Source organism: Vibrio sp. JZG10 (genome assembly GCF_054064075.1).
The window spans coordinates 15,318-29,310 of sequence record NZ_JBSUGE010000034.1 but is presented as its reverse complement, the minus strand read 5'-3'; the positions used below and the strand labels follow the sequence as shown (position 1 = coordinate 29,310).

Below are 13,993 nucleotides of genomic sequence, written 5' to 3'. Positions count from 1 at the left end.
GAAACGTAAGTACCATTGCAACCCAGTCGATTCCATAGTACTGAAAATATTCCATTTTTCCTCCAAGTACATAACGCCCTGTTAAGGTGTGAGCAACGCAATACCGAAGCTCCCGCATACAACCTTAAACACTAAACGCAACGCATAGCAAAAATGCCAAGCGTTGCGAATCACTCTTAAACAGATTGTTATGTGCGTTACTTTTTAAGTTTATACGTGGGTACAAGTTCGCCAGAGTGTTGCTTTAGAATCTCGTTCAAAATATCAGGCAAATCTTCTTTACCAACAGATAGCTGTATATCCGTAACACCACCACCTTTAGATGCGATCGAAAATCTAAACCGTAACTCACCTTTATTAGGTTCTACTTCAAAGCTGCACTCTTTAGTTTCGTCACGCCAATATCGCTCTGTTACTCCAGAACGTTTTACCTGAGCGTTTTTTAATTCTTTAGCCATTTTTCACTCCATGCTAAGTAAAGTGATTAACATATCATAGGTATATTGTTACATATAAAAGATAACTTTATTGTTTAATTTTTGATAGCACATAACGCCCTGTTAAGGGGTGAAGCACGCAATACTGATGTTCCTGCATGGCACTTCAACACCAAAGCCAACGCATACCAAAAATGCCACGCGTGCTGAATCCCTCTTGAACTGTTTGTTATGTGTTTTTTGCCTCGATTACTAAGCTAAGCAAGTTCCCCCCTTTGGCTTCAATATACCCTCCATCGAGATAATAACAGAACAGTTCTGAATCACGCGTTGAGTCGATAAAAATAGGATTTCCATTATCTTGTCCGATCGTGATACATGTGTTGCATTGCTCAATAGTTAAAGGAGAGCTACCTGACATTTCTAATTGAGTTTTAATGAATGCAGACAGCTGATTAAAGGCTTTGACTGTATTCCTATCTATTGTGATTTCATCAATAAGCTCTCGCTCTGATAGTAGATAAAACTCACTACCTCGATAAGAGACTTCTACATCGGTATCAATACTATCAAGCCACTTTTTGTAATAACTGGGTAAAATCATAAATACTCCAAAACACATAACGCCGCATTAAGGGGTGAACAACGCCACCACCCAACCTAAGCTATTGTGCCGTAAACACTAAAGCCGATTCAAACCAAAACTGCCAAGCGTTGTGAATCCCTCTTGAATGCTTTGTTAGTTGCCAAGCCTAACGCTTTGATTTGAAGTTAATTGTAGCTTTGCCAATACGAACTTTACGTGTTTTGAAAAACTTAAATCAGGCGCAGTTTCAAAGCGCCTGTCACTGAAACCACTTGGAACACACAGCGCCGTAGAATGCAGCCTAACAACACCAAAAAAAGCTCATTTGAAAAGACAATGCCACAAAGCTGACTTTCAACAAGTAAATCGGCTTCTGAAACGGCAAACCAAACTAGGAAAAGATCGATGCTCAATTCCCGCGAGCCAAGATCCCGAAGTTCTAAGTGCAGAATCGATCAAAGCACACGAATGATTAGACCTAAACATTCTGTTTTAGCTGCGATTTTCTCGTTGGCAACTAACGCCCTGTTAAGGTGTGAGCAACGCAATACCGAAGCCACCGCATACCACCTTAACCACTAAACCTAACGCATAGTAAAAATGCCACGCGTTGCGAATCACTCTTAAACAGTTTGTTATAAATACAAAGCCCTATACATCAAAGTGTTGCTTAGCAAATTCACAAGCTTCTTCATATGTTTCAAAGCTTGAAAATGGCGGCAATGGAGGATATCCAGGCTCAACGACAGCGAAACCACAATTTGTGAATGTAGGTGGGCAAACGTATATTATTTGACATTCTACTTTACCAGTTCGATCGTTGGTGCCTGTTCCTCTAACTTCTCCATGAACTTGGTTCCAATAGTTCTCAGGTAGGCATTTGTAGCAACGACCACCCGAATACATTTTGAACGATCCTATATACCCAGTCCCACAGCATCGTTCACATTGAGGATCTGCATATGCTTTTAGAATGGCTTTAAAATTAGAACTTGGTGCAGAGTAAACAGTTGGAGCATTGTCATTGCTTTTATGCCGTACACTTTGCCCCGTGATATCATAAATCTTTGTCATTTTTTTAAATTATTGCTCATATATCAAATTGTATTTATAACGCCGCATTAAGGTGTGAGCGACGCTTGGCTACACTTGAGCGAAGCGAAACCGCCAAGCGTTGCGAATCACTCTTAAATGCTTTGTTATGTGCTTACTGAATTTTTGCGCTTTCTTCTAAATTGTGGCGAGCACACAGTAGTTGAATATTTTCAGCAGTCAAAGATGTTCCACCTTTGGAGTAAGGTACAATATGGTCAAAGTGAAGCTCATCAGTAGCACCGCATGTAACGCACTTACCTCCATCCCTTTTCCACACTTCCAACTTCACATTTGTAGGGATAATTCGACTACGTTTAGCGTCTTCTTGATGCGTATCTATCGCAGCGGCATCATCTATTTCATTTTCGATGGCTATCAGCTTAAACTTAAAAATACTTCTTTGTCCGTCAGATTCACACCAAGAATCTACGAGGTGAAAGTACCCATTATCAGACCAAATTCCCGGTTTAATTTTTTCATAAACTTTAACTAGATCAGGCCCTTTATTTCCAACTTTGTAATCTTGAGCTGCAGCATGAAATTTGCCATTTTCGGTAGGCATACCTGACTTCAAAAACTCTGGTTGATCATAAGCCTTGGGATTATCAATACCCTTAGTCTTCGGGACATCATGACCTTCGTATATTAATACGGTCCCATCTTCTGTTATCCGATCAGAATATGGCGAGTTTTCTCTCACTGACATTAAAACAACTGAGTGCTTACCTCTTAGGCGAAAGTTCATTCCACGCTGTAAGCTAGTGCCTTCTTTTTGGCACATTTCAATGTAGGCAATGATATTACCTCTCATATTAAATACTCCTTGCACATAACGCCCAATTAAGGTGTGAAGCACGCGACCACGGCACTTCATTTGAACACCGTAAACACTGAACTCAACCCAAACAAAAAATGCCAAGCGTGCTGAATCACTCTTAAATTGTTTGTTATGTTCCTAATAATAACCGTACCTCTTTTCTATATATGCCATGAGCTTTCTTAAAGAGGATTCGACAATATCCATACTTTCCCGTAAATATTCATAAGAAATGTCTAGTTGATTCGACACAATTAAAATCGAATTTTCTTTCGCGGCTATTCTCTTAATTGCATTCGCTTTACTTAACTCAAGAGAACCTAGATTTCCATTGGCATGGGCAACGCAGTTTCTTAGTTTAGTAATCTCTGACAGTGCACTCATGGTCTTTTGATCAAATATGAAGTCAAAGCCGAGAACATGCTCAATGTATTTATTGAACTTTGAAGGCAATGATTTAGCAGTGATATCTTTCAACCCTAAAACTTTATTTTCCTTTTTCTGAGTATATTCCAGGAGCTGTGTCACTGAATTTTCAAATAGAGTATAAATGCTAACCAACATTGGCATGCGAATAATGCGAGGGATTTCGTCCTCGGCAATTCGGTAAATATGAGAATATTCATCGTATTCAAGACCACTAAGGTTCCTTTCTTCCGATGCAATATAACTACTGCAAGATGCTGCAACACCTGCCTCCATGTGGAACAAGTATTCTTTAAGTACTATCACTTCCACTTTAATGTGAATGCCAGGATAAGACATATCCAAGTTTAGAATTCCTTGTAAAGAAACCATAAGCTATCTCTCATTTGCCCAACTTTATCAACTAAAGCTATTTTTCCATTTGTACGCAGCTAGTAGAAGGAACATAACGCCCAATTAAGGTGTGAGGCACGCAATATCGATGCTGCCGCATACCACCTTAACCACCAAAACCAACGCATAGTAAAAATGCCACGCGTGCCGAATCACTCTTAAATTGTTTGTTAGGAATTTGAACCCAACAGTACTGTGAGCTCTTCTACTGACAGAGTATGATCTTTTTTCCTGTGGACCATTGCGTGACAATTTGCACATAACGGGACTAGATCTTTTTCTGGATCCACTAACGTTGAAGTGCCTAATTGCGACACTGGAACTTTATGATGGATATGAATGTAACCCTCGCCGACGCTGCCATAAACTTTACCGTAGTCAAAACCGCACGCAGCGCAAATAGCTCCGTGAATTGCTATTGCTTGGCGCCTTAATTTTGGATTTCTCTCATAAGTCGTTACGTACTTCTTGTTGAAGTTACCCTCATGAAATGACTCAAACATGTTTGATTGGTCATTATTTTCTTCCACTCCGTACTTAGGCTTGGCCGTTTGCAATGCATATTTAGAAAGGTGTTCTAATATCAGGTCGTAGTTTTCTTTGGATATGGGTCTAACACCGTTTCTCCAATAATTTGATATTAGGTTAGAGGGAATACTCTCTAAATACTTACCATCAATTTTGGCAAGGATTGGCTTAGAAAATGTTTCAAAGCTATCGATAGTGCCGAAGTAGTCACTTTTAGAACTATTTCTATCGGGAAATACTTTGCCTATTGTTCCAATACCAAAGTAGTGAGGTTCGTTAGACAACCTACTTGCTTGATACGCTTTGTCTTTAATACGTCCCTTATAGTAAATGACCTGAGTTCCTGGCTCTAGATACTTTAAGTACCTCTTCGGAAAATGATACAAAACACCGGTGTCATCGTCCCATTGGGAAACATCATTTTCTACTATTACCGCGTACATAACTTCCCTCAAATTTCCTAACGCCCAATTAAGGTGTGAAGCACGCGACCACGACACTTAATTTGACCACCGTAAACACTGAACTTCACCCAAACCAAAAATGCCAAGCGTGCTGAATCACTCTTAAATTGTTTGTTATATGCGAACGTTCAAGCCTAAGATTTTATCCCACGCCCTATTTTGAAACCATGATTTTTATGTGCTTTGATGCACTCAAGTCAGGCTTAGACTCACAGCGGCTTGTCACTGAAACCACTTGGAACAAACCGCGCCGCAGAAAACGAACTGGCAACACCAAAAAGCACTTTTGGAGAGGCAAACTCACAATGAGATCTTTCAACAAAGTCACTGAAACCACGTGAACTCACCACACCAGAGAAAGTGCCCTCTCAGCGAGTAAATCGGCTTTTAGAAAGGCAAATTCACAGAGCTGAACCCTAGCTAAAAACTCAGCCTAACCTCACCCCGCACTATCAGCACCAAAGAACAAAGCCACCGACAAACGACAAACGACAAACGACAAACGACAAACGACAGGCCGAGAGTGAACCACGAACCGAAGAAAGCTAGGATTGGAGCAGGAAAATTTCAACTCCCAAAAACCAGAACTCAACGCTGAAAATCGAGGTTATTGGCCTGAATTTTTAGGCTTTCTTCATCTGGCATATAACGCCCTGTTAAGGTGTGAGCAACGCAATACCGATGCCGCCGCATACCACCTTAATCACCTAAGCCAACGCATAGTAAAAATGCCACGCGTTGCGAATCACTCTTAAACAGTTTGTTATATGAAATTAGTAAAGGTCAATACCAACACCTTTTTCGTTCGCAAGCGCACCTAAGTCAGAGATTAAGTATGTGAATGTTTCATAGAAAATACCTTCTGTATCTAGGTTTTCTTCCAGATATTCATAATCGAGCTGTAAATCATCACCATAATCCAGACCTAGCTCCATCCAATGTTCGAGCATTTCATATGCCTCAGAAAAAGTTATTTTATGCCCAAGGCTATGACAAAAGTCGTTCCTCATGTTATTGATATCTATACAAACTTTATAAGTCACATTACACACATAACCTTTTTCTAAGCATAATTTAGCTTTTTTTGGAAAGGACCATGCCCATACTTTCTCACCATAGCCTGCGTGCTGGAGATTTTTCACAAGTATAGCTTCAACAACCAAGTGACCTTTCAATAAAAGATGAATCAAAGAACCGTCAGCTCCATCGTCACCAAAGCCTTTAAATATATTGTGATGAATAAATATACTAGGCTCTATATCTTCGCCTTTCTCATCGTGTAGTTCCTATGTATTTCATATAACGCCAAATTAAGGTGTGAACAACGCTGACACCTTACCTAAAGCATTGTGCCATAAACACTAAACTGGCTTGAAGTGAAAGCGCCAAGCGTTGTGAATCACTCTTAAATTTATTGTTATGTTGTAAACCTAACCTTTCCACTGACACTCTAAGTCTGGAAGCCCTTCTTCATTTTCACTGTTTCCAGGCCGAACAACAAAACCATGTGCACCGTAGAACCTCTGAGCTTTCTCATTTACTTCAAACGTCCGTAAAGTAAGAGAACCATTCGATTGTTCTTTGGCTTGGCTCAGTAAGTACGAGCCGATACCTTTTCCTTGGAATTTAGGTGAAACGTACAGTTGGCTTATTTCTGTTTCCGAACTGGCCATAAAGGCAACCGGATCGGAGTTATCGATACGGACAACAACTAACACTTGGTAACTACTAGGTAGGATATGTTCGAGAAAGTACGCTTGAGATTCAAAAGAGTGGACTGGCTGTATGCCTAAAGCTTCCATCATTGATTCACGCCAAAGTGACGTAACTTCCTTGATGTGCTCCGAAGCTAAAAGCTCCATTTTGTAGATACTTAAGTCCATTTTTCCTCCTACAACATAACGCCGCATTAAGGGGTGAACAACGCCACCACCAAACCTAAACCATTGTGTCGTAAACACTTAAGCTAATTCAAACCAAAACTGCCAAGCGTTGTGAATCCCTCTTGAATGCTTTGTTAGTTGCCAAACTTAAAGCTTTGATTTGAAGCCGATTGCCGTTTTGCCAACACTTGCTTTACGTATTTTGAAAAACTCAGTTCAGGCGCAGTTTCAAAGCGCCTGTCACTGAAACCACTTGGAACAAACAGCGCCGTAGAAAACGGGCCAACAACACCAAAAAGCTCATTTGAAAATGACAATATCACAGCGCTGACTCTCAACAAGTGAATCAGATTCTGAAACAGAAAGTCCGATCACAAAAAACCAAAGCCTGATTTGCACAATCCTGAAAGACTAAAATTTGAAATACAAAACCGAGCCAGAATGCACGAACATTAGCCCTAAACATTCTGCTTTAACTGCGTTTTTCTCCTTGGCAACTAACGCCCTGTTAAGGGGTGAGCAACGCAATACAGATGCCGCCGCATGCCACCTTAAACACCAAAACCAACGCATAGTGAAAATGCCACGCGTTGCGAATCCCTCTTGAACAGTTTGTTAACTGAGCGCCTTTCAGTTTTCGCCGATCTTTCAGCCACTTTCGCCAAAGCTCGTTTTGCTAATTAATAATTAGCAAAGCTAACTCAAATATGTATTTAACCAAAAATTACCGTTTATCTTTAGTTTGAAATGCGTCTCACAACACCATACTTCGGCGATGTAAGTGCGCCGAACTAATCGCGAATGCCTTATATTATTAGAAGGCTTTGTGCCACCTTTCACATCAGTAAACTTAAGTACCAAACTGAAATTAGTCGCATTAGCTCAACTAAGGAAACCGACCGTACACGCAAAAACTCTTAACCTAGAAACTGTATCATTGTGCTTTCGTATTTTCTGCGCCAGTTAACGCCGCATTAAGGTGTGAGCGGCGCTTGGCTATACTTGAGCGAAGCGAAACTGCCAAGCGTTGGGAATCACTCTTAAATGCTTTGTTATGCGTAAATTGCGACTGGAATAATTTGGAACGCAGGTCCCTTCAAATCCCATTTAATTTCGGGAATGTTAAAACCACCATCAGTACCTAAACCTGACATTTTTTCAAAGGCTTGCATTAGTACAGTAGACGGCATTTTGCTCATAGCCGTTTTACGCAACAAGCTGATTTTGTCATCTTCACCAACACTTTTAATTACCTTACCCAACACCCTAAAATTGCCGTCAACTAGGTCAGACATTTGAGGGTCGTTTAAGAAGGCTGTTTCAACCGTAATTAGTGCATTGTGCCCTGATTCCAGATTTTCGATGGTTAAATCCGTAGTATTACCGGCTTTTAAACTCTCTGAAAACTGCAACATTTGCTGGCGCATTAATTTGTATTCATTAGTTTGACCACCCTTACCTTTTGGCTGTTTGGGTTTTTGGTCGAACATCTCAGCCATTTCCATCATTTGAGCCATGCTATCGACTGTTTCAACGATAGGGTTACGAGATAAAGAATCCTCAAACTCAATAAAGTCACCCGCTTTAACATCGCAGGTTTTTGACAATTGCGATAGATATTCTCTTTCAATTAACAAGTTACGCAACTTAAAAAAGAGAGATGCTGGCGTATGAACTTTCTCTTCATTCGTTTCCAACGAATTAGTATCGGACTTGCTCTTATCTTGGCTTCCTGATAAATCGATTTTAAGTAAAGTTGAAAATGCTTCGCTTAAACCAAAACCAACTGACAGTTTTTCATTTTGAGACGAAGAGTCTCCAGAAGTCGTATTTATAGCTTTGACTGTACTGATACCATCTTGAAGCATCGCCAACAAGTCGAATACTAGCTTTTGGTTTAAGTAAACCGGAACTATTAATTTTTCCACATATCCTCCATTACGCATAACGCCCTGTTAAGGGGTGAGCAACGCAATACCGATGCCGCCGCATACCACCTGAAACACTAAAACCAACGCATAGTGAAAATGCCACGCGTTGCGAATCCCTCTTGAACAGTTTGTTATGTGCGTTGCTCAAATTCATACTCTGTAAGACACCATTGCTTTGGGCATGACCAACTGATTTCTTTGAATGATGTTCTTAGGTCACCACTCAATAGAAGTTGCTTCATAAAATGGCTAGGTGAAATATAAGCTTTATCGTCGTAAGCAAACACAAAACCCTGCTTATTGAGCCCGAGCATCATCTGTTTGGTTTCCTCTGATTCAATCCCACCATTGAGATGAAGCTCATCAATACGACCGTCTGTATCGCCATCTCGACTGCTCTTGCTTAACTTTAATGAGGTCTTATCTATAGCAACAACGTGCGCCGGAGGGACTTCTCCTGATTGACCAAACTCAACTTTGTAAGGAGGCTGTTTTATCATCTGATCTCCAAGCACATAACGCCCTGTTAAGGTGTGAGCAACGCAATAACGAAGCTACCGCATACCACCTTAATCACTAAATTCAACGCATAGTAAGAATGCCACGCGTTGCGAATCACTCTTAAACAGTTTGTTAAGTTTCTTTGTCACCAAACCAAATATCCCTTTCAAATCGTACTTTTGATGCAAACTCTTCAATGCCGACATAAGGAATATCTGTTTTTTGTTCAGGTAGGTATTGTGTTTTGTAACTACGCATAGAAAAGTCCATGTGAGGCCCTGATGTGACATACAACAGCCCTACATCGAGCCTATAGGTGAACAAAATAAATTTACGGACTTTTTCAAATATGTAATTTGCAGCACGGTTCAACTCAAGCATTAAATCTTCAACCAGGTGACAATGGTAATCAAATTCACCTACAAGACGGTCATAAACTTCTGGATTCCAGTCGTTAATCTTATAGAACTTCTCCGTAATCCACATATGCTCACCATGCTCTTTTGCATGCTGCTCAAAGGTATTTAGGAAGTCTGATAGCACTCGCCTAAAGTTTTCGAATGCAAGCTCCAGCTCTGGATAGCGATTGGGCCATACTCGACTAAACAACCACCCTCTTAAATCATCTAGTTTCGATTTCATTTCTTTAGATAATTGCGGTTGCCCACCAAAGAATACCCAACTAGTCCAGTTATTCCATTCAGTTATGTCTATGTATTGTTCAAATGATTCAATATAACTTACATAAATTTCTTCATCTCTCTGAGCATATGGGTCATGACTTGAAAGAGACTTATTTACCCACGCTTCATGCTCTGCTTTGAAATTGCGCAATATTTCAACTGTATAATGCTCATGCTGATCATCAATTACTTTATGATGGACATTACACATCAATATGAGATTTGCGTACTTGTCCCTCTGTTCTGACGTCAAATCAGATGAGCCTCTAGGACCATCTTCACTTCTAGCTACAATATGACAAGCTTCTCCAACCAAAGACTCGTCGTCAGTTAAAGTAGCATCCATAACCAACTCTTTTTTACACTCAGGAAATGAGCAACGACTAGCCGCTCTCCCCCAAAGCATTTTTTGCGTTTTTAAGCTAATTCCCATAATTATCCTGCTTATATTGAAACTTAACGCGCAGTTAAGGTGTGAGAGACGCAGATCCACCCTAACCTAAAATAAACTCTGATAAATCCGTGCCTATTTGGGCACTAAAACCCCAATGCGTTTCGAATCGGCTTGAACGTCTTGTTATTCCGCAACTAAAGTCGGCTATATTTACGCCTAATCTTTTGATATGACGAGAAATTTTCGGTATGCAGGCAAAAATCGAAGCCGAAGTATTTGGCAGCTCACTACCTTAAATCGCTTTAGCGTCACTCTTTAATTGCTGCGCCATATTAAGGTGCGCTTAAAGCGCTTTAAGGCTAGCATGGAAATGACCAATATTCGCCCTTTTCGACGCTTTTCCACCCTATTACCCCGCCACTTTCACTCTTAGGCTACAACCACGTACATTCAGCCTGAGAGATCCGTTGCGGAAATAACGCCCTGTTAAGGTGTGAGCAACGCAATACCGAAGCTCCCGCATACCACCTTAAACACTAAAACCAACGCATAGTAAAAATGCCACGCGTTGCGAATCACTCTTAAACAGTTTGTTAGTTGAATTGTTTCACAGCCCTACACTTGGGAAAAGTTGAACAACCCCAAAACTGTTTACCTATATTTTCACCACGCTTGGTTTCACGCAACACCATTTCAGAGCCGCAACGGGGGCACTCATTTGAGCTAACTTTGGATGCAACAACTTCTTTGACATGTTTACGATGCTTTAAATCCGTAATGACTCCGCGCTTTAACTTTAGCCGGTTTATAGACTCTGTTAACCGAGCATAATCATTGTCAGAGAACACTACATCGTTAAATTGCTGAATGTATCGAATACTTCCTCGAGCGTAGGTAACGTTTGGAGGCATTTCGGTTTTAAAGGTACTGTCGCCGATGAAAACAATAACTGAATGCAAGTGTTCTTCACTGCAACCTAGCAAGGTTTCCAGAGCTTTTATGTGCTTGTAATTCTGATGCAGTGGGTTCTGAAATTTAGAGGAATGACGGTAAATCTTTTGTGTCCACTGTTTCTGGCGAGCTGAACCAAATATCCAACCTTTCATATTCTTAGTTTCAACGACGAAGATGCCATATCTAGAAACCACAATATGGTCGACTTGAGTTGTACCATCGTTAGTCGGCAACGTTACGTCTTTTATTAGCGTGTAATCAGACTCTGGTAATTTGGACAAAAGACGGTTCACGAGAAACTCACCGAATACACCTTTTAGCCACCTACTTTTGAAAACGCTAACAATGAGCAATAAAGGCACTAGATACCAGACTTGCGTAAGCACATTAAGAAATGCTTCAAAAATATTCACGGATTTTCCCTATTCAACTAACGCCCTGTTAAGGGGTGAGCAACGCAATACCGAAGCCGCCGCATTCCACCTTAAACACTAAAACCAACGCATAGTGAAAATGCCACGCGTTGCGAATCCCTCTTGAACAGTTTGTTAGGTGTATACCTCCGAGACTTCTGAATCTGAAAAGCTCATAGCCAAAAAGGAAATTCCTGAACCAGACTCATAGTTATGAACCTCTATTTGAGCATGAGCCCATTGACGGCCACTGATATCTATAATCGCTGTACCACCAAGATGCCCACTGAAGCCTTTTTCAATTTCTAGGTTAGACACACCTTCAAACTTGAAGCTTTTGAACATGCTATTCCTGTCGTGAGACACGATTTCAATTGAGCTCAACGAAGAGTCCCAAGGGTCGACATTATACTTAAACTCAACCAAATCATTATTTGCAAAGTCTGCAAAAATCACTTTTTCTGACAATTTGACCTCCTGACACCTAACGCCGCATTAAGGTGTGAGTGGCGCTTGGCTATACTTGAGCGAAGCGAAACTGCCAAGCGTTACGAATCACTCTTAAATGCTTTGTTAAGGCTCAGTACTTAAAGTGTATCCAACTGTAATAACTTCACGTAACTGAGGGAAGTTGTAAACAGATAAAGGTTTTGTAATGCCATTCGCATTGGGAGATATATCGGTAGAGATATTGTCTCCGAACAATTTCATCAAAATCTTTCGATTACCCTCACTTTCAGATTCCCACCACTTTGGTGATACAAAGACATTTTCGAAATTTTTGAACATGTACTGAATGATGATAGGAACGTAGTCCTCTCGATCTTTATCAAGAAGCGATGCCATTACTTTGCAGCATGTGTCATCACTATTTTCTAACCATGAAAATGCGATAATTCCCTTTTCACCATCATAATAAGACGTAACAGAGAGGCTATCAGTCCTTTTCAAAAGATCCATCAAGTCCTGAACAGGGTTTCCATTAAAGTCAAAGTCTGGATTAATTCCGCCACAGACCATAACAGGAGGAGCTTCATCGAATGTAAATATCACTGCCCGAGCTGTAGAAAAGTCGTCATTCTCCAAGGAACGATCAAAATAGTTTTTATGGTGCTTTAGGTCTTCAATAGCAGCTCTGTTCCCTAATTCGTAAAGGAAGTTGTTCATCTGAATATCAAATTGAACCTCAATATGTTTACCTTTATCTGCACCATGCCTCAATGTGGAAAGGTCTTGAGCTCCTTCTTTAGCGTAGAACTCTCGAGCAAAAGCTCGGTATGCGAGTAGAAAACACTGTTTCTGACTCGCCACAAATGACTCTTTTTCCAAAGGAGCGAAAATCACATCATCGTGATATTTACAAAAACCATTGAATGTAGACGCATGATTGATACCGATTTTCTCTAGCAAAGGTCTACCTTTATTCTTTCGTATTGCCTCATAACTCATTTTAAGCCCAAGGACATGCCCTGCGTCAGAAATTGCTTTCAGACTAGAAGTCTTAGGGACAGTATGAGCTCGTATAATATTTCCCGCACAATTTTCACTAAATGAGTCAGGACAAGAGCACTTTTTACGTGAGTTTACGTTGTTAAATTCTCTGTTTACTTCCCAATGTTTCATTGGCTCTTGCTTATCACGAAACAAGTGACATTTTTTATATTTTATCTGAGAACCACACCAACAAGGGTCATTCCTACCAATCTTTTTATCGTACAAGCTAAACTCCTTCGTGAGCCTTAACGCCCAATTAAGGTGTGAGGCACGCCATACCGATGCTCCCGCATGCCACCTTAATCACTAAAACCACCGCATAGTAAAAATGCCACGCGTGCCGAATCGCTCTTAAATTGTTTGTTATGTTTTGGTGTTCATCGAGCTAATCAAACTTTTTGAATAGATTATGCCCAGTGATCCCATACCCAAGACGAGTGTACAGCCTTAAAGCACCATTATTGCCATTTGCAACATGGAGCTTCAACCTTGTAATACCACTTTGTTTGAGGCGGGATTCAAGGTTTTTTATTACTAATTCGCCATAACCTGAGTTGCGATACTTTTGCTCTATGAAGAAGTCACAAATAAAAGCGGTTGAGTCTTCTACACTCTCTATGTACCAAAGATGACCTATAGATAGCTCCCCCAATTTAATCGAACAAACATAGTTACCGTCAGTATCAAGCTTATTAGGTAGTCTCATCTCGAAGTCTAGGGAAGCGAACTCAAAAGATTTCCTTTCAGAGTAGCCATAATTGGAGCTGATAGAACCAGCGTATTCTCGTATAAAGTTTTCACGAAAGAGGTCAAAACAACTAGGTTCCATTTCAAATAGACTTATCACTTTACCCTCCTAAATCCTTGGAGTTGATTAAAAACATAACGCCGCGTTAAGTAGTGAGCAACGCTACCACCTAACCTAAACCATTACACCGTAAACACGAAACCCAACGATGGAATGAAAATGCCATGCGTTGGGAATCTGCCTTAA

At 40.5% G+C, this 13,993-nt stretch carries 14 protein-coding genes; all 14 read right to left on the bottom strand.

Annotated features, from left to right (window positions below):
• Positions 1-197: 197 nt before the first annotated feature.
• Positions 198-458, bottom strand: a complete 261-nt coding sequence (locus tag ACWYVB_RS23220) for a hypothetical protein (RefSeq protein WP_062865930.1) — start codon at positions 456-458, stop codon at positions 198-200.
• Positions 459-666: 208 nt separating this feature from the next.
• Entirely contained in the window at positions 667-1,041 is a 375-nt protein-coding gene (locus ACWYVB_RS23215) for a hypothetical protein (RefSeq protein WP_256952217.1), read from the bottom strand.
• 1,189 nt (positions 1,042-2,230) lie between these two features.
• Positions 2,231-2,929, bottom strand: a complete 699-nt coding sequence (locus tag ACWYVB_RS23210; protein WP_457530348.1) for an HNH endonuclease — start codon at positions 2,927-2,929, stop codon at positions 2,231-2,233.
• Positions 2,930-3,073: 144 nt separating this feature from the next.
• Positions 3,074-3,733 carry a hypothetical protein gene (locus tag ACWYVB_RS23205; protein ID WP_457530346.1) on the bottom strand — a complete coding sequence of 220 codons (660 nt, stop codon included), beginning with the start codon at positions 3,731-3,733 and terminating at the stop codon, positions 3,074-3,076.
• Positions 3,734-3,924: 191 nt separating this feature from the next.
• The gene (locus ACWYVB_RS23200; protein ID WP_025628464.1) at positions 3,925-4,725 is read right to left on the bottom strand and encodes an HNH endonuclease; all 801 of its coding nucleotides are present in this window, start codon (positions 4,723-4,725) and stop codon (positions 3,925-3,927) included.
• A gap of 794 nt (positions 4,726-5,519) precedes the next feature.
• A complete protein-coding gene (locus ACWYVB_RS23195) occupies positions 5,520-5,936 on the bottom strand; it encodes a hypothetical protein (protein ID WP_457530343.1) in 417 nt (138 codons plus the stop codon).
• Between the two features lie 240 nt (positions 5,937-6,176).
• Positions 6,177-6,629, bottom strand: a complete 453-nt coding sequence (locus ACWYVB_RS23190; RefSeq protein ID WP_457530341.1) for a GNAT family N-acetyltransferase — start codon at positions 6,627-6,629, stop codon at positions 6,177-6,179.
• Between the two features lie 1,052 nt (positions 6,630-7,681).
• Complete coding sequence (locus tag ACWYVB_RS23185) at positions 7,682-8,557, bottom strand: DUF6414 family protein (protein ID WP_457530339.1); 876 nt, start codon at positions 8,555-8,557, stop codon at positions 7,682-7,684.
• Positions 8,558-8,691: 134 nt separating this feature from the next.
• Positions 8,692-9,060: a hypothetical protein gene (locus ACWYVB_RS23180; protein ID WP_086495671.1), complete on the bottom strand. Its 369-nt coding sequence runs from the start codon at positions 9,058-9,060 to the stop codon at positions 8,692-8,694.
• 133 nt (positions 9,061-9,193) lie between these two features.
• Positions 9,194-10,177, bottom strand: a complete 984-nt coding sequence (locus ACWYVB_RS23175) for an HNH endonuclease (protein WP_457530337.1) — start codon at positions 10,175-10,177, stop codon at positions 9,194-9,196.
• Positions 10,178-10,731: 554 nt separating this feature from the next.
• Complete coding sequence (locus tag ACWYVB_RS23170; RefSeq protein WP_457530335.1) at positions 10,732-11,505, bottom strand: NERD domain-containing protein; 774 nt, start codon at positions 11,503-11,505, stop codon at positions 10,732-10,734.
• Between the two features lie 135 nt (positions 11,506-11,640).
• Positions 11,641-11,973 (bottom strand): hypothetical protein, encoded by a 333-nt coding sequence (locus ACWYVB_RS23165; protein ID WP_457530333.1) that lies wholly within the window; start codon positions 11,971-11,973, stop codon positions 11,641-11,643.
• Between the two features lie 105 nt (positions 11,974-12,078).
• Positions 12,079-13,224: a YecA family protein gene (locus ACWYVB_RS23160; RefSeq protein WP_199458736.1), complete on the bottom strand. Its 1,146-nt coding sequence runs from the start codon at positions 13,222-13,224 to the stop codon at positions 12,079-12,081.
• 160 nt (positions 13,225-13,384) lie between these two features.
• Positions 13,385-13,846 (bottom strand): GNAT family N-acetyltransferase, encoded by a 462-nt coding sequence (locus tag ACWYVB_RS23155; RefSeq protein WP_017819286.1) that lies wholly within the window; start codon positions 13,844-13,846, stop codon positions 13,385-13,387.
• Positions 13,847-13,993 lie beyond the last annotated feature (147 nt).

Coding starts and splice junctions, on each gene's coding strand:
- ACWYVB_RS23200 (WP_025628464.1), bottom strand. CDS start 4,725: ATGTACGCGGTAATAGTAGAAAATGATGTTTCCCAATGGGACGATGAC.
- ACWYVB_RS23220 (WP_062865930.1), bottom strand. CDS start 458: ATGGCTAAAGAATTAAAAAACGCTCAGGTAAAACGTTCTGGAGTAACA.
- ACWYVB_RS23180 (WP_086495671.1), bottom strand. CDS start 9,060: ATGATAAAACAGCCTCCTTACAAAGTTGAGTTTGGTCAATCAGGAGAA.
- ACWYVB_RS23190 (WP_457530341.1), bottom strand. CDS start 6,629: ATGGACTTAAGTATCTACAAAATGGAGCTTTTAGCTTCGGAGCACATC.
- ACWYVB_RS23215 (WP_256952217.1), bottom strand. CDS start 1,041: ATGATTTTACCCAGTTATTACAAAAAGTGGCTTGATAGTATTGATACC.
- ACWYVB_RS23175 (WP_457530337.1), bottom strand. CDS start 10,177: ATGGGAATTAGCTTAAAAACGCAAAAAATGCTTTGGGGGAGAGCGGCT.
- ACWYVB_RS23210 (WP_457530348.1), bottom strand. CDS start 2,929: ATGAGAGGTAATATCATTGCCTACATTGAAATGTGCCAAAAAGAAGGC.
- ACWYVB_RS23205 (WP_457530346.1), bottom strand. CDS start 3,733: ATGGTTTCTTTACAAGGAATTCTAAACTTGGATATGTCTTATCCTGGC.